This window comes from Streptomyces sp. DT224 (assembly GCF_049844595.1).
Taxonomy (GTDB): Bacteria; Actinomycetota; Actinomycetes; order Streptomycetales; family Streptomycetaceae; genus Streptomyces.
In genome coordinates, this window is record NZ_JBNCLI010000006.1 from 144,707 (window position 1) to 161,798 (window position 17,092).

Genomic DNA, 17,092 nt, shown 5'->3' on the forward strand with positions numbered 1-17,092 from the left:
GGGCTTCTCTATGTCTCCCGTCACCGACTGCTGCCCTCCCGGCCGCCGCTCTTGCGCCTGATGTCGGACTGGATCCGCGCGATCTCCACCCGCGCCCGCGCGATCACCGCGACCAGGCCGACGAGGCAGACGCCGAGGAGCACCATCACGAACGCCGTTGTACCTGCCATCGCACCTCCACTCGATCTCGCTGTGGTCAACCGGGCGGCGTCGGTACGGATTCCGGGGCGCTGCGGACGTCGGGTGTCACCTGGTGGCCGCGGTCACCGCGACGGCAGCCGTTTGGTCGTCCGTCAGCTCGATGCCGGCCGTCGCCCGGAGCCACGCCCCGTACCGGGCGCGGCAGGTGTCCGCGTACTCCGCCCGCCACTGCTCGGTGGCCTCTTCCCACACGGAACGGCGCAGGCTCATCGTCGCGGTCCACTCGCGGCCGTCGATGACGGCAGTGCACTGAAAGCGCGTGAACGGGTCGGCGGTCACAGCGTCTGGTACGCGAGCACGAGGAGGATCACGACCACGAGCGCGACACTGATGCCGCGCTCCAGCGAGCCCGCTTCGGCCCAGCTCTGGGTCTGACGGACGTCGATCCTCTCGCCGTCCGGGATGTGCCCGCCGTGCGCCTGGTCGCGGTGCACGTCGCGCTGCTCGACGGCGAGCCCGTAGGTGAGGACGCGCGGCGACGTCGTCCGGCACTGCGGACAGCGGTAGGTGTAGCTCGGCACGGGGCCCTCCAGGACAGTCACGATCTGCTCCCCCACCTCTACACCTATCGGCCCCTGCGCACGTCGCCATTCGGTGAAATCGACCGATAGGCGACCCGTCAGGGGCCGATAGGGGCGGCGATAGAACCGCAGGTCACAGGGCCGATAGGGGCTTCTATCGAGCTCCTTGCGCCACTTCCGAGGCAGGAGCGGGAGAGGGGCTGACGACGGGTGTCTGACGGCCCCCAGGGATGAGCCGGAGAGGGGCCGGGGACGGGGCCTCGGCGGGCACCTGCGCGGGAGCCTGGGGGGCCTCCTCGCCGGCCGGGTCGACCGGGGTGGTGACGGCGCCCGCAGCCGGGGTCTGGGAGCGGGCCCGCAGCAGCTCGGTGGGGGGCATCCCCAGGGCCTCGGTCACGGCGGTGATTCGGAGGCCGACGCGGGTGACCGGCTTACCCCCGATCCGCATGCCGATCTTGTCCTCGGTGGGGAGGCCGCTTGCCTCGACCCAGCGGCGGAACGTGGGCTGGTCGGTGTCCTCCGGGAGGAGGCCGGCGTCGAGGGCGGAGTCGAGGATGGTGTCGAGGTGGATGCCAGCGCGGCCCGCCGCCTGTGCGGAGGCCACGGCCTGGATGACGTGCCACAGCAGCGCCCGGCCCCAGTCCTCTGCGGGGATCTGGTCCTCGACGTCGTCGGCGGCCTGCGCCGCCTCCTCGGCCTCTTCGGGGGCTCCGGCGCGCCAGGCGGCGACCGTCCAGACGAGGGTCGCCGGCCACATGATCGCGGGGTGTACGGCGGCTGCGCCCAGGCCCAGGGTGAGGAGGGCGGCCAGGGCGGGGGCGAGCTCGACGGCCAGGAGGAGCACGACGCCGACGCAGAGCCACACCCAGCTGATGAGGGCGGCGGTGAGGGCGAGGGCCAGGAGGAGAGCCAGCCGCGGCCAGATCTCGTAGACGACGAGGACGGCGGTGATGCTCCAGAGGGCGGCCGGGTGGAGTGCGGCGAGCAGGGGCTGAGCGAAGTAGGCGAGGATGCCCAGCCCTCCGGCGAGGAGGCCGGCACGGACCAGGAAGTCGGTGAAGCCCTTGCCGCTGCCGGTCCAGTGGAGGGCGGCGGCCAGGGCCCGGCGGAGGCCGGGCCGGTACGCGAGGTGGGCGGGCGGCGACTTCTTCTTGCTGTCCTTCTTTCCGCCCTTCTCGCCGTCCGCAGCGGGCTCCTTCTTCCCCTTGCCCTTCCCCTTGGCCTTGGTCTTCGGTGCCGGCTCCGGCTCCGGCTCCTCCTCCTGGTCGGAAGCCTCGTTCTCCGGCTGCTCCTCGGGTGCCTCCTTCGCCGGGGCGGCACGCCGCTTCGCCTTGGGCCACCAGACCGGGCGACCGACCACGGCCCCGATGAGGGCGGTGTGTCCGGCCGTGAGGCGGTGGGCGGCGGTGGTCAGGCCCTCATGGACCCGGGCGACGGCGGGGCGCGACATCAGAACGTGCTCTCGACGTAGGTGATCAGCTGCGCGCCGAGGTCGTTGTAGAGGGGCACCTGAGTGTCCGCGACGAGGCCGCCGAATCCGCCGGTGTAGGTGAGGCAGGCGCCCACGAAGAGGCCGCCGAGGAGGCGGAGGCGCGAGGTCTTGGCGGCCTCGCGGATGGCGACCCATCCGAGGGCCGCGACGGTGAGCGCGATAAGGCCGCCCTCCATGGTGAGCCCTCCGGGGGCGGAGGAGGCCAGCGCGCGGTCGCCTGTGCCGGTGGCCCAGGGGGCGATGACGGAGACGCTGTTGCCGCCGCCCGCGATCCACGCCGCGATAGTGCCGAGGGCGCCGCCGGCGCACAGGGTGAGGGTGGAGCCGACGAGGGTTCCGCCGATGCCCGGCAGCAGGATTCTGGGGTCCTTGCCCGCCTTGATGAAGGAGCGGATTTGGAGGGCGAGCAGGATGGTGATGATCGCGAGGGTGCTGACGTTGATGGCGGTGGCGGGGCTCACTGTGATGCTCCGGTGAGGACGTGGACGATGGTCGTCCAGACGAGTGCGCCGGTGGCAAGGACCACGGCGCTGAACAGGGCGCGGACGGTCCAGGCGATGACCGGGCGCATGTGGCGGGCGTACTGGTCGAGACCCCAGACGAGGAGGGTGGCGAGGGCGCCGGTGAAGACGGGCAGGGTCATGTAGTGGACGAGGAGGACCAGGGCGAGGGCGCAGCCGAGGGCGATCCAGGTGCGCCGGGAGCGGCTGATCATGAGGGCGGCCAGGGCGGCGGCGAGCGCGATGCCCCCGACTGCGTCCGGGTTCACGGACAGGTCCCGCAGCGTCTCGTGGGTGCCGTGGGTGAAGCCGCTGAGCCAGCCGGCGAGGATGCCGCTCCCCGTGTACGCGACGGCGCGGGACCAGCCCGCGCCCCTCGGGCCGACGGGCGGGCGCCACGTCTGCACGGTCGTCAGGACGAGCTGCGTGCGGGTGGGCTGCTGTGCCACCTGCTCCCCGCCCTCGACGCCCTGGCCGTCGCGCCCCTCGTCGTCCGCGTCGTCGTCCTGGTCCTCCACCACAGTCACCTTCAACGGGCCGGGGACGGGGGCGGGCGGCACGGTGGGGCGGGGCGGGACGGTCGGCTGTACGTCGCCGACGGCAGGCTCCTCCTGCGCCGGTGCTGGCTGCTCCTTCGTGTCCGTGTTCAGGTCTGTGGTGGGCCCATAGGGGCGCCACCCTCGCGCGGAGATACGCCGCTCACGGCTCCGGGACGGCTCCTCGCGGCGGCTACCAGCGGTTGCCTCCTCCCAGGAACCAGGCTCCGGCTGCTCCCCGGTGCGCGCGGCGTCGTCGGGTGCCGGGGCCGGGGCGGGAACGGTAGGCGCCGGGCCCTCCTGCTGCCCGCTGGTGGCGGGCGTGTCGGCGAGGACGGCGTCGAGGTCGGTGAGGAAGTCCGCCACGTCCCGCACGGGCGTCCCGCTCACGGCGATGCCTCCGCGCTCTTACGGACCGCGCGGGCCGACCTCTCGAACGCGTCGACGGCCCGCGGGTCGAACCGGCCGTGCTCGCCCTGAAGGGCCGTGCCGAGCTGCTGGTAGAGACGGGCCGCCGTGCGGAAGTCGCCCCGAGTCTCCGCGTCTGCGGCCTCGGCTGCCTTGCGGTCAACGTCTGTCATCAGTGGTCCTTCGGTACGAAGAGGGCAGCGGCTCGACGGCCGGGGTGCTCGCCTACCGCGCGGTGACGACGGGCGAGGGCGCGGAGGACGGACACGACCTGGTCGGCGGGGACGATGCGGATGCCGTCAAGAACCAGTTCGCTGCCGACGATCCGGGCGCCCTCCATGGAGACGAGGGGGATGACTGGGCATTCGAGGAGACGGCTCACGGTCCTGGCCTCGTGCCTGATGCCGTTGAGCCAGTCGGTGACGTCGCGGTCGCCGTAGATGAGTCGCCCGGACGCGATCCGGAGCGGGTAGGCGGACCAGTTCTTGCTGTCGAGGACGATCACGATGCCGCTGGGGCTCACCAAGAGGTGGTCGATGTTCGCCCGGCCGGTCGGCAGGGCGCGGTCGTGGAGGACCGTCCAGCCCGCCCGCGCGAGGGGCCGGAGACGGGCTGCGGTCCTCCGTTCCCCCTCCGCCCCACGAGCCCACCGCTGCGCCTGGCGACCGCGCGCGGTCTGGATACCGAGCAGTTCAGCGAGACGCACCAGAGGGCTACGAAGGCGGCGGGCCTGGGCTGTGGCCGAGGCCCCCGCGCCGGGTCGCTGGTACTGCCAGTAGAGCCAGGCAGCGCCAGCGACCACGACGAGGAGCAGGGGCGGCAGCTTCACGAGATCTTCCGGTTCCGTCGGGTCTCGTCGATCCGGAGCGCGGTACGGCGCACGGTGTCAGCGAGGTGAGGGGTACGCGGGTGGCCGGCTGCGACGACTGCGGCTAGCAGAGCGGCATCTTTGACGTTGGAGTCGGCACCGATCTCCCTACGGCAGATCTCAGCGATCGGCGGGCGGGTGATCTTCACGACCGGCGGGACGGGAGCCGGCTGCTCCTCAGTGCTCTCTGCCTCGGGCTCCGGGGCGTGGAGAGGGGCTGAAGGGGCCGAAGGGGTCGAACTTCCGGGTTCCGTCCGAGGGGTGGCGGGCGCGGCCGGGGGCGCGGCCGGTGCGGGTACTGGGGCAGGCTCCGGAGCGGGCTCCGAGGAAGCCTCGGGGAGGCTGCGCGTCTTCTCGGCGTGGGTCAGCATCGCGTCGGCGGCCCGGTAGGCGTCTCCGCCCACGGCCCGCTGGTACGCAGCCCTCCTGTTGAGGCGGCGGACCCGGCCGGCGAGGAGTGCGCGCCCAGCGATCCGCTGCTCCTCGTCCTGGACCCAGTGGGCGACGCCCGCGTCGAGCGGCACGGCGTGCTCGCGGAGCAGCAGCCACCAGGCCCCCTTGGAGACCAGGTCGACGCACGCGCCGAAGGCTCCCGCCCACTCCTGATGGCGCGTGTGGCCGTACGCGGCGACGGCGCCCATGCTGAGCAGCAGGAAGAACCAGCCGGCGACCTTCGCGGGGCGGGCACGGTCCGGGGCGGTCCGGTTCAGCCACTCGATCCCGAGGCAGTACAGCCAGGCGACGGCGAACACGCTGCCCATGCCGTACGCGACGACCGAGGGGACGAGCGGGTCCAGGAGGCCGCCGAGGCTGGCCGTTCCGCCCGCGATGGCGATGGCGGTGAAGCCGATCGCGACGCCGGTCACGCTCTTCAGGATCAGCTCGTCCCACTCGCGCGGCGGGACCGGCTCCCATCCGTTGTATCCGACGCGCCGGGTGGAAGAGATGCCGTCGATCACGGTCGTCTCGTTCCTGAACAGCCGCACCTTGCGGTACTTCACGCCTTCGATACGCGGCGGCTGCTGGGTGTTGGGGTCGGTCATGCTCCAGCTCCAGACGTGGATCAGCGGGCAATGAGGCTTCCGTAGCGGTCCGGCTGACCCGGGCCTCTCTGCCGCCACCAGCCGCACAGGACGGCAGCTGGTGACGACAGGGCGGCACGGGTCAGCCGCAGTGCAGGGCGTCCAGCGACCGGCGCGTCACGTTGGCCGGGTTCGTGCCGGGGCTGGCCTTCCCCGTCAGCGAGATGCAGTGGCCGTTGGTCCCGGTGAAGATCAGCGGGCCGGCGTACGACCTGAACAGGCCCTCGTCGCTGTTGATCTGGGAGGTGCCGACGACCGTCCCCCAGACCTGGAGGTACCGCCGCGAGGACTTCTCCGACACGGTCTTGAGGCAGTTCGTGCCGCCGTTGGCGGGCGAGTAAAACACCTCGATGTGCGAGCTGCTGCTGAGCCGGTACGTGCCGACGCGGACACCGGGGCAGCCGCCGGTCGGTGCGGCCAGCGGGTCGGCGGCGGCCGGCGTCGGGATGAGCAGGGTCGCGGCGAGGGCGATCACCGCGGGGGCCGCGATGAGCGCGCTGTTCGAGGCGAGGCGCTTGATGTTCATGGTGGATCTCCTGAGGGGTGTCCGGCCGAAATTGGCCGCAGGGAGCCATGGGCGGGCGCGAAGGGGAGGTGCGCCCACCCACGGCGGTTAGGGGGTGTGGCAGAAGGGGCGGTGTCAGCCTCGGTAGCGCCTGCGGTCGCCGTCCTCCCACGCCTGACCGGCGCGGGCGGCGTCGGCGGTGCTCTTGGCGCGCCGCTTCTGCTCCTTGGCCTTCCGCTTCGCGGCGGCCGTGTCCGTCGCGGACTCACGGCCCGCGTACTGGGTCGCGGCGAGCTCGCGGTCACGGCCGCCGCTCAGCCAGTTGAGGCCCTTCATCGCTGGCCCCGCGCCTTCTCGGTGTCGATCTGCTCCTGGCGGTCGGCCTGGGCCCGCTGGATGAGCTCGGCCGCGGAAGCGTTGGCGTCCTGGTCGACGGGGGTCGTGTTGTCGGCGCTCATCGGCTTTCACCGTCCAGCGGCTGGGCCGGGATCGGCGCCGGGCGCGGGGCGGGGATGGTCGGGATCGCCCGCTCGTTGTCGTCGCTCGTCCACTCGTGGGCGGCGCGCCGCAGGTGAAGAGCGAACTCGCCCCGCGTGATGCCGTCCGGGAGGGGCGGCATGGCCGCGAAGGCGGCCTTCGAGAGGGCCTGGCCCGAGCCGTCCGAGCGGCGCTCGGTGAGCCGGTACGCCTCCGCGCCGACGCAGACGAGCAGGCTGTGCTGCTCCAGGGCGCCGGTCGGGTTCGTCTCGGTGAAGTGGTCGGCGACCGCGAGCAGCACATTGCTCGGCGTCTCCACCGCGTCGGGCGATTTCAGATCAGTACAGTTGGCCACAGCGTCAGCTCCTGTTACAGGCAGGTCTGTCGTGTCCCGGACCGTGTGCGACCACGGCCGGGGTTGAGGCGGTGCCCGGAATTGCGACCTCCGGGCACCGCTGTTTTCAGCAGCCCCGACCTCCATGTGCGACCACGAGGCCGGGGCTTTCTGCTGAGCAACGTGGGTTGCCTTGCTCGCCACTGTAGGGGACCCCTACAGTGAGATCAAGCGGCCCGCCCAACCGAAGGGGCCGAATTGAGCGACGAGGAGGTGCGTCGGGTGACAGACGCCCTTGAGGCCGTCGAGCAGATCCCGGACGTCGAAGCGCGGGTTCGCGCACAGAGCCGGATCATGGCGGACCAGGTGAAGCGGAATCGGAAGTGGGCGGATGAGCGACGCGAGGTGATCAAGCAGCTCCAGGCCGACGAGGGGTTGTCGTACCGTCAGATCGCCGACCGCCTCGGCATCAAGCTGAGCACGGTGCAAGACGTCTTTCGGGAGTACACAGGCTCCGGCACGAATCGACCGAAGGCGACCCCTCGGGGGACGGCCGATGAGCCAGGCAGCGAGTAGACCCCGGCGGGTAGAGGCAGTACGGCCGCGGCGCGCCGACCAGGTCCACGACGGGGCGTCTGCGGTGTGACACGGCGTTGAAGCGAGCGGCCCCCGCACTGCTCTGGTGCGGGGGCCGTTGTCGGTTCGGTAGGGCGGCCGTGGCGCAGTCCGGGAGGCCGGCGCCTGGGAGGTGTATGTCGGGTGAAGCGCTGGACGCTCCGTCTGATGCACGCCATGATCCTGATTCATGCCGACGAGTGATGCTGATCAGCCGCCCACGCAAGACGTGAGCTTTCGTGTTGAACCTGTTGAGGGGCCGTCGAGCGCGGCTCTGTGGGTGATCGTCGGAATGACCGCGTGTTCGGCCGTAGCCATCGTGGGCTACACCGTGACCAGCTATTGGCCCCTGTCCGCATCGAACTGGGTGTGGCTGTTCGTGGCAATGGGGGCGCTTGCAGCCCTCGCAATTGGCACGGTCGCATTCCTGGGCGACCTTAGGGATCGGTCTGTCGCGCGTACGCAGCTTGGGCAGTCTCGCGAGCGCCTGGTGCACGCGGAGGTCTCCCTGGAGCGGGTGCTGCGCCAGGCGAGCGTCCACGTATCGCGCAGCAATACCATCGTTTTCCCCCCGCAGGGGGAGGTCGCCCCGCCGCCCGGCGAGGAGCGGGGCCCACTAGGGCTGCCCGAACTCTGGGAGACGAATCACGCTCGGCTGGAGCTCTATCACCAGATCGCGACGGGGCAGGCGCGGACGTCGTTCCGGAGTGCGCAGGTAGCCATGTGGTCCGGGTTCGGACTTCTGCTGGCGTTCGCGGGTCTCGCCGTGGCGGCGAGTTCGACGGCCGGTGTCATCGTGGCTGGCGGGTTGGGGGCGGTAGCGGCCTGCCTCGCCGGGTTCGTGGGGCGGACGTTCATCCGTTCGCAGGAGGCGGCGGCGACTCATCTACGGTCGTACTTCGATCAGCCGTTGGAGCTGTCGCGGCATCTGGCCGCAGAACGGCTCTTGGCCAGTGGCGAGCTGACGCAGGAGCAGCGGGCGGCGATCCTGTCGGCCCTGGTTCAAGCGATGGTGGCCGCACCGTCTCAGCCGGCTGACCCCTCCGCGACTGCTGGGCCGGGCACGCCTGCCCAGGGTGCCCCCTGATCTGAGCAAGCTGTTCGGCCCGTGTCCGGGTGCGCACGGAGAGGGGACGTCGGATGGTGGAGATATGTCTGGACATCTACCTGTCGTCGTCTACCCGCCGAGCCCGACTGGTGGCCGCCGCGTGCGCGTGGACGGGTCGATCCTCGGACTTGCGTACGGCGTAGGTGACGTGGCGGAGTTCCTACGCCGGGCCGGCCTGGAGGACGTGGACGAGGGGGACGTTGACCGGTCGACGCTGATCGAGTGGCGGGGTGGCGGGCCAGACGTGTGGGTGGCGGGCTCGTGACGCTCTCGTGCTGGTGGTCGAGCGCTGCCCCGTGAGGGTGGACGGGTTGGGCGTTGCGTGCGGGTGGTCGCTACGGTCGGCGTCCACTGAGGGCAATGGGAGGGTCAAGTGCGGGTTGGACTGGTTGCTGTGGCGGCCGTGCTGGCGGCCGGGCTGCTGTCGGGGTGCGGGGGCTCCGGGGACACTACGGAGGGCCCGGGGAAGGGCGGCGGTGCGGCGGCTTCCTCGCCAGCCGTGAAGGAGTCGGCTGCGCCGCCGGCGAAGGTCGTGATCACGAAGTCCGGGTTCGAGGACCATGACGTGTGGGGGCCGCACGCGTACGTCGTGCACTGGGAGCTGACCAACACGGGGACGACGCCTGGGAACTTCTACGCGGGGATCGACTTCCTTGACGCCGATAAGGACGTGCTGGGGTCGACGGGGATCACGGCGGACAAGCTGGGGCCGGGGAAGACGTCGCGGGGGGATTCCGCTCCGCTCCCGGCGGAGATCAGCAACGGGACGATCGCAGATATCCGGAGCGCCCGGGTGACGGAGGTTGAACGGCTGGAGCCCTGACCGGGTTGTCCGCGTTCGCGTGGCCCCCTTCCGTACCGTTCGGAAGGGGGCCGTTTCGCTGTCCGGACATGTGTAATGAGGCCGTCAGCGCCCGGCGACCACGGCGGCGGCGAGGCCGATCCATCCCTTGTGCCACGCCTGGTCGAGCAGGGCCCCGGCGCGCGGGTCCTTGATGAGCCACCCGCTCTTGCCCGCCTTGTGGGCGGCGCGGACCAGGAGCGGGGCGTCGTCGCTGTCGTCGGCCCAGTGCCCGGCGCACCGGTCGGCCGCGTAATGCGTGACGGCGGACAGGGCGAGGCCGGCCGCCGCCCGCCGCCAGGACAGGCCCAGACCCAGGTAGCGGTCGGCCGCGTACAGGGCGAGCGCCTGGGTGGCCGTGTACGAGGTGACATGGCGGAGGCAGGCGGCGACGCCTTCCGGGCCGCGCTTGCCCTTCGCGTCGGCGTCGGTGTTGAGCTGCACGAGGTAGTCGCCGACCTCGTGGGCCGCAGTGAGTACGGCGTACGCGGCGGCGAACCGGGCTGCCGTGCTGGTGGCGTTGGTGGTCACGTGGAGCTCCTTCTCGGCGGGTTTCCAGGGTGAGCGCGCGGCCGTCGTCGGTCTGTTCCGGAGGACCACAACGCGCGTGACGGCAGTCACGCCGGCTCGTGTGCCGGTCTCCAGGTTCGCGGTCAGCTCGCGGCGCCTGCGCCCAGCGCTGGGCACTGGGAGCGTGGCGGGGGTCACGGCGCGCGAGAGCGGCCCTTCCTCCTCTCGGCGAGGGGCAGGGCCGCTCTCTGGGACCGGACAGTGTCCGGGCTGGTCAGCGCTCTGTCCGGTGTCCGGTCAGGCCGGCCGGTCGTCGGCGACGAGCGCACGGCGTGGGGCGGGGAAGCCGGCCGCCGGGAGCGGGCTGGTGTCGGTCGACAGGAACAGGCGGGTGCCCCACTCGACCGGGTAGGCCCGGCCGTCCGGGCGCGGCCACTGCTGGGCTTCGCGGGTGGAGCCGGCCTCGCCGAGCGCGAAGACGTGGTGGTGGGGCGGGGCGGGCATCTTGCCCTCGTCCAGGTCGATGCGCTTCCACAGCGGGACGAGCGTGTAGAGGGATTCCCCGCCGGGCGTCTTCGACCAGGTGTCGACGGCCACGCACGTTCCCCGGCGCCGCCACATGGCTTGAGCGAGCGGCGAGAGGGCCGGGGGGTCCGGGTAGTCGTCGGGGGCGAGGAACGCCACCAGGCCGGGGGCGGCCGGTGCGTACAGGGCCTCTCGGGTCTGGCTGAGGTAGGCGGTCTCGTACGTCCGGTAGACGTAGCCGAACATCACCGGGTGGTCATCGAATCGGTAGGTGACCGCCTGGTCGTGGTCGGGTTCGCCGTCGCTGTCGTACGGGGTGATCCGAACGGCGAGGCATCGGGCGTACGACGGCGGGTGGGCAGTGATCTCGTCATCGCGCACGGATGGCTTCTTCCTGTTGGTGGTCAGCGGCGGCGGGGCGGCGGGCCGTACGGCGTCGCCCAGGCGGGCCGGTCGCGGCGGGCCGCCGTGGCGGCCGGGGTGGTCTGGCGCAGGGCGCGGCCGAGTGCGGCCATCGCTTCGGCGGCGGCCTGCACTGCCGGGCACAGGGCCTCGGCCATGACACGGATCGACGCCATGGTCTCGGTGACTGCGTGAGCCCGGGCGCGCTGCGCCGAGGAGGTGGGCACGAGAGCCCGGTACGCGAACCGGACAACTTGTCCGGTCGTGTCCGCCGGTCGTGTCCGGACAATGTCCGCCCTGGTCAGACGGGGTTCGCCGTCGCCGCCCTTCGTTGCGGCCGGGGTTGACCGGACAGTGCCGCGCTGTGTGTCCGGTCCGTCCTCGGACATGTCCGGACACTGTCCGGTCGGCTCGGTCATGTCTCGTCCTGCGCGCGTCGACCGTATTCGAGCTCGTCGCGGCAGTTGATGGTCCGGCAGCCCTCGGCGAGGTAGCAGCCGTGAACGCAGCGCGGCCGGTTGCACTCGGGGTCGGCGTCGCGCTGCGGGGCTCGCCGGATCGGGTGGGTCGGCCGTTTGTGCCAGCCGGCCGGTTCGTCCTGGGTGTCCGGGTCCCACGCGGCGACGTGCCCGGCGACCAGCTCCGGGTCGCGCGGGTAGCACCACCCGTGCTCGTAGTAGCCGTCCTCGCCGTGCGGGAGGGCGATCAGGCGGATGTTGGAGCCCATCCAGATCCACAGGTAGCGGTGGGTGGTGTCGGCGGCGAGCTCGTAGCCCTCCCAGTGGGCGTCATGGATGGGCGGCTCGTGGAGCTTCACGGTTGGGTCTCTCCGAGGTCTGGCGTCGGCTCGGACCAGCCGAACGGGGATTCGTCGCGGTCCTGGTCGCAGGTGACGGCCAGGAGCAGCACGGCATACGGGTCGTCGTGCTGGTTCACGCCGTGCCCCTCCGGGTGCGGCGGTGCTCCAGTACGGTCTGCTCGGCTACGGCGACGGCCATGCCGTACAGCGCGGTGATGCAGTCGGCGAGTTCGTCGGTGCCGTCACGGTCGGCCGGCTCGGCGACCGCGTGGAACAGGGCGAGCGCCATGTCCCGGTCGCGGTTGGCCCATGCGGTGGTGAACCGGGCGGCGAACCGCACGGGCGGCGGGAGGACGTCGATGTCGGTTGCGCCGTCGGGACCCTCTGTCTCGATCCCGAAGCGCGTTCCGGGCTGGTGGGTGTCGCGGGCCTCCTTCGAGGCGATCTCGGCGAGGGCGCCGAGCAGCGCGTACGTCGAGGCGGGGCCTGTGTCAACGATCGGCTGGAGGAGGCCCAGGGCGTGGTCGTGGTCGCCGGCGATGCCGTACGACAGCGCCTCCGTGATCATCAAAGGGTCGGGGGCAGGCACTGGGTGGTCCTTTCGGTCGTACGGTGGGCGGGCGGCCCACCCGCCCCGATTCGGACGGGGCGGGTGGGGCGTTGCGCGTGAGGTCATGCGGGGAGCTGGGAGGGGCGTTGCGCCCCGCAGCCGCATGCCTCGGTGGTGAGGTAGTGGTCCTCCTTGCAGGGGTGGCAGCGCCACAGGTACGCGGCCCGCAGGGAGACCCGGGTCACCGCGTTCCGTTCGATGGCGGTGAAGCACTCGGCGAGGAGCGCGACGACGGCCGCGGTACGGGCCTCCGCCTCGTCCTGCTCGATCGTGTCCGCGCTCACCGGCCGGCCTCCCGCTCGTTACGGATCTCGCGGGCGACGTCGACGCCCGACCAGTTGTCCAGGCCGGCCGACTCCAGGCAGTGGAGCCACGCGTCGCGCTTCTCCAGCTCGACGCGGTCCTGGGTGGGGTCGAGCTGTCCGGCGGCGGCGAGGCATGCGGCGATCACCACCTTGTCCGGGGTGTCGCCGGGGAAGCCGAGGACGGCACCGTTGGGGCAGTCCACGCCGCAGTCGCCGGCGTCGTTGCTGACGCCCCACACTGCGCCGGACTCGTGGCGCATCAGGCCGAGCGGGTCGAGGGTGTCGCCGGTCCATCCGGCGGCGTCCAGTGCTTCGGCGATGCCGATGCGGGAGTTCCAGGTCATGACGTGATCTCCAGTTCTGCGGGGCTGGTCAGGAGTTCTTGGGGCCGGTGTCGCCGGTCCTCGGCCGGTACGGAGGCTCGAAGCCCTCGCCGAACGCGGGGGCGTCGTACAGGGCCTGGAGGGCGGCGCGCTGCCTGCGCTCCCGGGCCCGGAGGGCGACGGCGCCGACGATGAGGACGAGCTGGCTGACGCAGTACGCGACGGTCATCGACGGGAAGCGGCCGGTCGCGAGGTACCAGACGCCGTGGACCGCGGCGGCGGCCAGGAAGCCCAGGATCAGCTGGTGCAGGCCGGTAACGACGATGTCCGCGCGATTGCGGGTCATGCGGTGATCTCCAGTTCGTTCAAGGGCTGGTTGCTGTCGAGGTGGGCATGGAGTGCGCGGAGTCGGGCCAGAGCCCTACCGTCGCGCCGGTTCAGGGCCCTTCGGGTGGTTTCGGTCAAAGTGGCCCAGCAGGCGGGGCACAGGTAGTGCCGTGCCGGCTTCGGGGCGCGGCAGCCACGGCAGGGAACGAGGGTCATCAGATCTGCCCGTTCCAGAGAGCCAGCTCCTCGGCGAGGTCGGCGTGGGAGGTGGCGAGGTCGTCGCGGTCGCCGAGGACGTCGGCCAGGGCCCGACGGCAGCGGGCAAGAAGGCCGTGCTGGTCGTCCACCTCGGCGGGTGGGGTGGCGAGTTCGGCGAGCAGCGTGCGGATCTCGTCCAGGCGACTGTCGGTGAGGGTCATGTCCCCGCCTTCTGTCGGGCCTTCGTGCGGGCGTGCATCTGCGCCACCGTGGGCCACTCCCAGTTGTGGTCGATGTCCTGGTGGTCGATGGCGTCGTGGCCGCACCAGCGGCAGCCGTAGGTGGACGGCGGCTCCCCGTCCGGCCAGCGGATCGGGCCCCGGCGCAGGCCGGTGGCGGGGTCTCGTGTGAGGAAGGTGCTCACGGGGCGGTGCTCCTTGTGATCGGTACGGTGGGGTGCCGTCCCGGCCGGCTAGGCCCCGGCCGGGATGTGCAGTTCAAGAGGTGCCGTTCACGTCGTCACCGCGGCGGCCCGCAGGGCGGCCAGGTGCTCGGCGTGGACGCGGGTGACTTCTGGGGTGCAGTACCGAGCGAGGGCCGCAGGGTCCATCCCGCTGCGGCACTCCGGTCCGACACCGAGAGCCTTCGACGTCTCGTCGCGCAGTGGGCGTCCGCAGGACCAGCAGCGGATGCGGAACCGGGCGAAGCAGACCGCGGCGGCCTGTGGGCTCTGCCTGATCGCGGTGACGACCTGGTCCAGGTACGCGCGGCGCTTCTTCGACCAGTCGGCGATGAATGCCTCGCGGTCGATGCGCTCGGTCGGGACGTCTTTCCGGCGGGGGACGGCCGGCCCGTACCAAGCCTTCGTGGGCCAGGGGCGCAGTCCGTTCTGCCGGGTGGTGATCACGCGCCGCCAGTACGACATCCGGCCGGGGTCGGCGGGGTCGAGGACGGCGTAGTAGCCCTCCGGGATGGTGTCGAGTGCTTCCCAGTCGCGGGCGGGGGCCGTCATCAGGCGCCCGTCTCGGCGTACGGCAGCAGATCGACGCCGGGGCAGCGGCGCCCGGTCGAGAACCCGCTGGCCGTGATCCCGTGGTGGAAGTCGAGGACGCTGCCGTTCAGCGCGTACGTCAGCCCGCATTTGCGGCACTCGCCGCGCGGCATCGTCTTCGGCGCGGCATGGCCGGCCGCGGTGGTCTTGGTCGTCATCAGCTGGTCTGTCCTTCGTTGGCGATCCAGGCCCGCAGGCCCTCGGAGTACCGCTCGCGGGCCTCGGTCGCGGCCGTCTCGGCGGTCTTCAGCTCGGCGCGGAGCACGGCCAGTTCGGGGGCGTGCTTGCTGACTGCGTCACCGAGTGCGTCCGGCATGATCCGGGCGAGCTCGGCGGCCGTGCGCTTCGGCCGGCCGGGGCCGGGGTCAAGGCACAGGCGCAGGAAGCCGCGTACCTCGTCAGGTGTCTGGAGCTGCATCCAGCTCACTCCTCTCGGGTTCGGGCGGTACGGGGTTTCCCGGCCGCCGGGTTGCGGGGTGACGGCCGCCGAGGACGAGGGCCCGCGTCACTGCCTGCGGGCCGAACTCCCGGGTGGCCGCCTCGTGCCCGTGCGTCTCCAGGAACCGGAGGACGTCACCGGGCACGAAGTCGTCGGCGATGGGGCGGGCCGGCCGCCGCTCGGCGGGGCCGCAGAGCAGGCACCCGTTGCGGGCCGCCGGGTCGACGGGGCCGCCGGGGTGCTGGGCGCACCGGTTCGCCCGGACCTCGCCACGGGCGCCCTTCACCGCGAGCCGGGCCCGGTCGAGCTCGGCCGCGAGGTCGGCCAGCGTGCGGTCATCGACGTCATGCCGGGTCGAGAACTCGCACAAGGCGCGCAGCGACGCACCGATCGCGGGCAGGAAGTCGGGGTTCATGCGTCCACCGCCTGCCGGTCGTTGGTGCCCCGAGCAGCGGGGATGGAGGGCCTGGGATTTCGCTCGCGCCATCCGGCCATGTGGCGCCCGACGTGGTGGTCGAGCATCTGGCCGTACATCCCCGACTCGCCGAGGCGCTGACGGATCGTGGCCTCCTCCGCCGCCGCCCTGACCGCCCAGACGTCCACGATGGCCTTCTGGGCGGTCAGGGCGGCCGTGTCGGCCTCCAGCTTTGCCCTGGCCTTCGCGGCAGCCTGGGCGGCCTCCCGGGCCTCCTCGCGGCGTGCCCGGCAGTTGCGGCAGGACCCGCCGCCGATGATCTCGCCGTCCTCGCACGACGGATCGGGGCAGTCCTGGGCGAGGATCGCGGCAGCCAGCCAGGAGCAGCGGTTGCGGATTCGGTCGTCGCCCTCGTAACCGGCCGCGGTGCGCCGGTCGGCGCCCTCGCCGTACCAGCGCCGGTTGATCCGGGCGATCACCTGCTCCGGAGTCCGGCGTGGGATGCCCGCCGCCGCGTTGCCGTCGAGCAGGTCGTTGATCGCACGGTGCAGCCCGGTCCACAGCTTCGTTCCAGGGCTGGCAACAGCGGCCGGGATCGCGGCCCGCACCGTCTCGAAACCGGCGGACTCCTTCCGGGGCCTGGTCTTCACCGTCGCCGGGCGAGGGGACGACTGCCTGCGCTGCTCGGGGAGGGAACTCGGTTCCGGCGCGGCATCGCCGCTTCCGGCCTCGCCGGTTTCAGCAGCCGCACCGGCGCTCGAGTCCGCACGCGCGAAACCACCTGCACTCTGGCCTACGGCGTCAGCCACCGCGGTAGTTCTCGAAGAGGGATCTTGAGCAACGGTTGTAGATAGGGCGTCACCCGTGACGTCACCCGTCACGTCACCGGTGACGCCACCGGTAGCGTCACCGGTGACGCCACCCCCCTCGGTCACCACACCCTGCGGTGTGGCCTCCGGGGTGGCGTCACCGGTGGGGCTACCCCCCTTCTTCGGCTTCTTCCGGCGAGCCCTCTCCGCGCGCCGCTGCTCCTCGCGCTTGGCCCGCTGCACCCGCTTCTGCTCCTCGTGCGCGGACATCCAGCCGGCCAGGTCGAAGTCGGGGGCGTGCTCGGCAATCCAGCCGCTGACGTCCAGTCCCGGGACCGTGTCCCCGTACCGGGCGACCAGCTGCGGCGGCGTACCCGCCGGGGGCGTCACGCCGTGGATCAGCCACGCGTCATGGAGCTCGTACAGGTTCGCGTCGTTCTCGTCGGGCTTGCCCTCCACCTTCCGGCGGTGGACCGTCACGAGCCCGATCTCCTTCTCCAGGTACTCGGACGCCCGGTCAACGGTTTGCTTCGAGCAGTCCAGGCAGGTGGCCAGAGCCTCGCGGTACGGGTAGCCCTGTCCGGTGTCACGCGAGCTGACGTCCGCGTAACTGACCAGCAGGTCGTAGAGCGCCTTCGCCTTCCCCCGGTTCAGGCCCGGGTCAGAATCGCGGACCACGCACACGGCGAACATGCCGAACCGCAGCCCAGCGGCACCAGGGCGGCTCACGCCCGGCCGGTGCGTATTGGAAGGCCGACGGGTCATCGGACACCCCCTGAGGGGGCCGGGACACCGAGCAGCGCGGACACGGCGAACGCCGCTCTGCGCACTGCTTCCTTGCTCATGGTGTCTCTTCTCGGTCGTGCGTCGAGTAGGGAGTCCTGGCGAGGC

At 71.9% G+C, this 17,092-nt stretch carries 33 protein-coding genes; 4 read left to right on the forward strand and 29 right to left on the reverse strand.

The annotated features are described in order from the left end of the window. Window positions 1-20: 20 nt before the first annotated feature. From ACLQ2N_RS16340 to ACLQ2N_RS16400, 13 genes are all read right to left on the reverse strand, one after another. Complete coding sequence (locus ACLQ2N_RS16340; RefSeq protein WP_425813509.1) at window positions 21-170, reverse strand: hypothetical protein; 150 nt, start codon at window positions 168-170, stop codon at window positions 21-23. A 76-nt stretch (window positions 171-246) separates the two neighbouring features. Then, complete coding sequence (locus tag ACLQ2N_RS16345) at window positions 247-480, reverse strand: hypothetical protein (RefSeq protein ID WP_425813511.1); 234 nt, start codon at window positions 478-480, stop codon at window positions 247-249. Continuing rightward, window positions 477-743 carry a hypothetical protein gene (locus ACLQ2N_RS16350; RefSeq protein WP_425813513.1) on the reverse strand — a complete coding sequence of 89 codons (267 nt, stop codon included), beginning with the start codon at window positions 741-743 and terminating at the stop codon, window positions 477-479. The genes ACLQ2N_RS16345 and ACLQ2N_RS16350 overlap by 4 nt, the downstream gene beginning before the upstream one ends. 133 nt (window positions 744-876) lie before the next feature. Continuing rightward, a complete protein-coding gene (locus ACLQ2N_RS16355; RefSeq protein ID WP_425813515.1) occupies window positions 877-2,172 on the reverse strand; it encodes a hypothetical protein in 1,296 nt (431 codons plus the stop codon). Then, on the reverse strand, window positions 2,172-2,675 hold the full coding sequence (locus ACLQ2N_RS16360; RefSeq protein ID WP_425813517.1) for a hypothetical protein: 504 nt from the start codon (window positions 2,673-2,675) through the stop codon (window positions 2,172-2,174). The genes ACLQ2N_RS16355 and ACLQ2N_RS16360 overlap by 1 nt, the downstream gene beginning before the upstream one ends. Next, complete coding sequence (locus ACLQ2N_RS16365; protein WP_425813519.1) at window positions 2,672-3,640, reverse strand: hypothetical protein; 969 nt, start codon at window positions 3,638-3,640, stop codon at window positions 2,672-2,674. Before ACLQ2N_RS16365 ends, ACLQ2N_RS16360 begins: the two co-directional genes overlap by 4 nt. Beyond that, on the reverse strand, window positions 3,637-3,831 hold the full coding sequence (locus ACLQ2N_RS16370) for a hypothetical protein (RefSeq protein ID WP_425813521.1): 195 nt from the start codon (window positions 3,829-3,831) through the stop codon (window positions 3,637-3,639). Before ACLQ2N_RS16370 ends, ACLQ2N_RS16365 begins: the two co-directional genes overlap by 4 nt. Then, entirely contained in the window at window positions 3,831-4,487 is a 657-nt protein-coding gene (locus tag ACLQ2N_RS16375) for a nuclease-related domain-containing protein (protein ID WP_425813523.1), read from the reverse strand. Before ACLQ2N_RS16375 ends, ACLQ2N_RS16370 begins: the two co-directional genes overlap by 1 nt. Further along, window positions 4,484-5,569 carry a hypothetical protein gene (locus ACLQ2N_RS16380; RefSeq protein WP_425813525.1) on the reverse strand — a complete coding sequence of 362 codons (1,086 nt, stop codon included), beginning with the start codon at window positions 5,567-5,569 and terminating at the stop codon, window positions 4,484-4,486. The genes ACLQ2N_RS16375 and ACLQ2N_RS16380 overlap by 4 nt, the downstream gene beginning before the upstream one ends. Before the next feature lie 121 nt (window positions 5,570-5,690). After that, window positions 5,691-6,134, reverse strand: a complete 444-nt coding sequence (locus ACLQ2N_RS16385) for a hypothetical protein (protein WP_425813527.1) — start codon at window positions 6,132-6,134, stop codon at window positions 5,691-5,693. Window positions 6,135-6,248: 114 nt separating this feature from the next. Then, the gene (locus ACLQ2N_RS16390; protein WP_425813529.1) at window positions 6,249-6,449 is read right to left on the reverse strand and encodes a hypothetical protein; all 201 of its coding nucleotides are present in this window, start codon (window positions 6,447-6,449) and stop codon (window positions 6,249-6,251) included. Next, window positions 6,446-6,571 (reverse strand): hypothetical protein, encoded by a 126-nt coding sequence (locus ACLQ2N_RS16395; protein ID WP_425813531.1) that lies wholly within the window; start codon window positions 6,569-6,571, stop codon window positions 6,446-6,448. The genes ACLQ2N_RS16390 and ACLQ2N_RS16395 overlap by 4 nt, the downstream gene beginning before the upstream one ends. Further along, complete coding sequence (locus ACLQ2N_RS16400) at window positions 6,568-6,945, reverse strand: hypothetical protein (protein ID WP_425813533.1); 378 nt, start codon at window positions 6,943-6,945, stop codon at window positions 6,568-6,570. The genes ACLQ2N_RS16395 and ACLQ2N_RS16400 overlap by 4 nt, the downstream gene beginning before the upstream one ends. 237 nt (window positions 6,946-7,182) lie before the next feature. On the opposite strand from ACLQ2N_RS16400, the gene ACLQ2N_RS16405 reads away from it, so the two are divergent. From ACLQ2N_RS16405 to ACLQ2N_RS16420, 4 genes are all read left to right on the forward strand, one after another. Beyond that, window positions 7,183-7,500, forward strand: coding sequence for a helix-turn-helix domain-containing protein (locus ACLQ2N_RS16405; RefSeq protein ID WP_425813535.1), 318 nt, complete (start codon window positions 7,183-7,185; stop codon window positions 7,498-7,500). A 229-nt stretch (window positions 7,501-7,729) separates the two neighbouring features. Next, entirely contained in the window at window positions 7,730-8,626 is an 897-nt protein-coding gene (locus ACLQ2N_RS16410; protein WP_425814229.1) for a hypothetical protein, read from the forward strand. 64 nt (window positions 8,627-8,690) lie between these two features. Next, window positions 8,691-8,912, forward strand: a complete 222-nt coding sequence (locus ACLQ2N_RS16415) for a hypothetical protein (protein WP_425813537.1) — start codon at window positions 8,691-8,693, stop codon at window positions 8,910-8,912. 108 nt (window positions 8,913-9,020) lie between these two features. Next, complete coding sequence (locus ACLQ2N_RS16420) at window positions 9,021-9,470, forward strand: hypothetical protein (RefSeq protein ID WP_425813539.1); 450 nt, start codon at window positions 9,021-9,023, stop codon at window positions 9,468-9,470. An 84-nt stretch (window positions 9,471-9,554) separates the two neighbouring features. Here ACLQ2N_RS16420 and ACLQ2N_RS16425 read toward each other — a convergent pair whose 3' ends face one another. The 16 genes from ACLQ2N_RS16425 to ACLQ2N_RS16500 form a co-directional block, all read right to left on the reverse strand. Further along, on the reverse strand, window positions 9,555-10,019 hold the full coding sequence (locus ACLQ2N_RS16425) for a hypothetical protein (RefSeq protein WP_425813541.1): 465 nt from the start codon (window positions 10,017-10,019) through the stop codon (window positions 9,555-9,557). A gap of 276 nt (window positions 10,020-10,295) precedes the next feature. Then, window positions 10,296-10,904: a hypothetical protein gene (locus ACLQ2N_RS16430; RefSeq protein WP_425813543.1), complete on the reverse strand. Its 609-nt coding sequence runs from the start codon at window positions 10,902-10,904 to the stop codon at window positions 10,296-10,298. 23 nt (window positions 10,905-10,927) lie between these two features. Beyond that, window positions 10,928-11,152 (reverse strand): hypothetical protein, encoded by a 225-nt coding sequence (locus tag ACLQ2N_RS16435; RefSeq protein ID WP_425813545.1) that lies wholly within the window; start codon window positions 11,150-11,152, stop codon window positions 10,928-10,930. A gap of 188 nt (window positions 11,153-11,340) precedes the next feature. Then, on the reverse strand, window positions 11,341-11,742 hold the full coding sequence (locus tag ACLQ2N_RS16440) for a hypothetical protein (RefSeq protein WP_425813547.1): 402 nt from the start codon (window positions 11,740-11,742) through the stop codon (window positions 11,341-11,343). Beyond that, a complete protein-coding gene (locus ACLQ2N_RS16445; RefSeq protein ID WP_425813549.1) occupies window positions 11,739-11,861 on the reverse strand; it encodes a hypothetical protein in 123 nt (40 codons plus the stop codon). The genes ACLQ2N_RS16440 and ACLQ2N_RS16445 overlap by 4 nt, the downstream gene beginning before the upstream one ends. Then, complete coding sequence (locus tag ACLQ2N_RS16450) at window positions 11,858-12,313, reverse strand: hypothetical protein (RefSeq protein ID WP_425813551.1); 456 nt, start codon at window positions 12,311-12,313, stop codon at window positions 11,858-11,860. The genes ACLQ2N_RS16445 and ACLQ2N_RS16450 overlap by 4 nt, the downstream gene beginning before the upstream one ends. An 83-nt stretch (window positions 12,314-12,396) precedes the next feature. After that, the gene (locus ACLQ2N_RS16455; protein ID WP_425813553.1) at window positions 12,397-12,618 is read right to left on the reverse strand and encodes a hypothetical protein; all 222 of its coding nucleotides are present in this window, start codon (window positions 12,616-12,618) and stop codon (window positions 12,397-12,399) included. Beyond that, window positions 12,615-12,983, reverse strand: a complete 369-nt coding sequence (locus ACLQ2N_RS16460; RefSeq protein ID WP_425813555.1) for a hypothetical protein — start codon at window positions 12,981-12,983, stop codon at window positions 12,615-12,617. The genes ACLQ2N_RS16455 and ACLQ2N_RS16460 overlap by 4 nt, the downstream gene beginning before the upstream one ends. Before the next feature lie 28 nt (window positions 12,984-13,011). After that, window positions 13,012-13,308 carry a hypothetical protein gene (locus ACLQ2N_RS16465; RefSeq protein ID WP_425813556.1) on the reverse strand — a complete coding sequence of 99 codons (297 nt, stop codon included), beginning with the start codon at window positions 13,306-13,308 and terminating at the stop codon, window positions 13,012-13,014. 196 nt (window positions 13,309-13,504) lie between these two features. Next, window positions 13,505-13,708: a hypothetical protein gene (locus tag ACLQ2N_RS16470; RefSeq protein WP_425813558.1), complete on the reverse strand. Its 204-nt coding sequence runs from the start codon at window positions 13,706-13,708 to the stop codon at window positions 13,505-13,507. Then, a complete protein-coding gene (locus ACLQ2N_RS16475; RefSeq protein ID WP_425813560.1) occupies window positions 13,705-13,911 on the reverse strand; it encodes a hypothetical protein in 207 nt (68 codons plus the stop codon). Before ACLQ2N_RS16475 ends, ACLQ2N_RS16470 begins: the two co-directional genes overlap by 4 nt. Window positions 13,912-13,998: 87 nt before the next feature. Next, a complete protein-coding gene (locus tag ACLQ2N_RS16480; protein ID WP_425813562.1) occupies window positions 13,999-14,499 on the reverse strand; it encodes a DUF6011 domain-containing protein in 501 nt (166 codons plus the stop codon). After that, window positions 14,499-14,696, reverse strand: coding sequence for a hypothetical protein (locus ACLQ2N_RS16485; protein ID WP_425813564.1), 198 nt, complete (start codon window positions 14,694-14,696; stop codon window positions 14,499-14,501). Before ACLQ2N_RS16485 ends, ACLQ2N_RS16480 begins: the two co-directional genes overlap by 1 nt. After that, the gene (locus tag ACLQ2N_RS16490; protein WP_425813565.1) at window positions 14,696-14,956 is read right to left on the reverse strand and encodes a hypothetical protein; all 261 of its coding nucleotides are present in this window, start codon (window positions 14,954-14,956) and stop codon (window positions 14,696-14,698) included. The genes ACLQ2N_RS16485 and ACLQ2N_RS16490 overlap by 1 nt, the downstream gene beginning before the upstream one ends. Further along, the gene (locus ACLQ2N_RS16495; RefSeq protein ID WP_425813567.1) at window positions 14,937-15,392 is read right to left on the reverse strand and encodes a hypothetical protein; all 456 of its coding nucleotides are present in this window, start codon (window positions 15,390-15,392) and stop codon (window positions 14,937-14,939) included. The genes ACLQ2N_RS16490 and ACLQ2N_RS16495 overlap by 20 nt, the downstream gene beginning before the upstream one ends. After that, window positions 15,389-16,930 (reverse strand): hypothetical protein, encoded by a 1,542-nt coding sequence (locus tag ACLQ2N_RS16500; protein ID WP_425813569.1) that lies wholly within the window; start codon window positions 16,928-16,930, stop codon window positions 15,389-15,391. The genes ACLQ2N_RS16495 and ACLQ2N_RS16500 overlap by 4 nt, the downstream gene beginning before the upstream one ends. Between the last annotated feature and the right edge of the window lie 162 nt (window positions 16,931-17,092).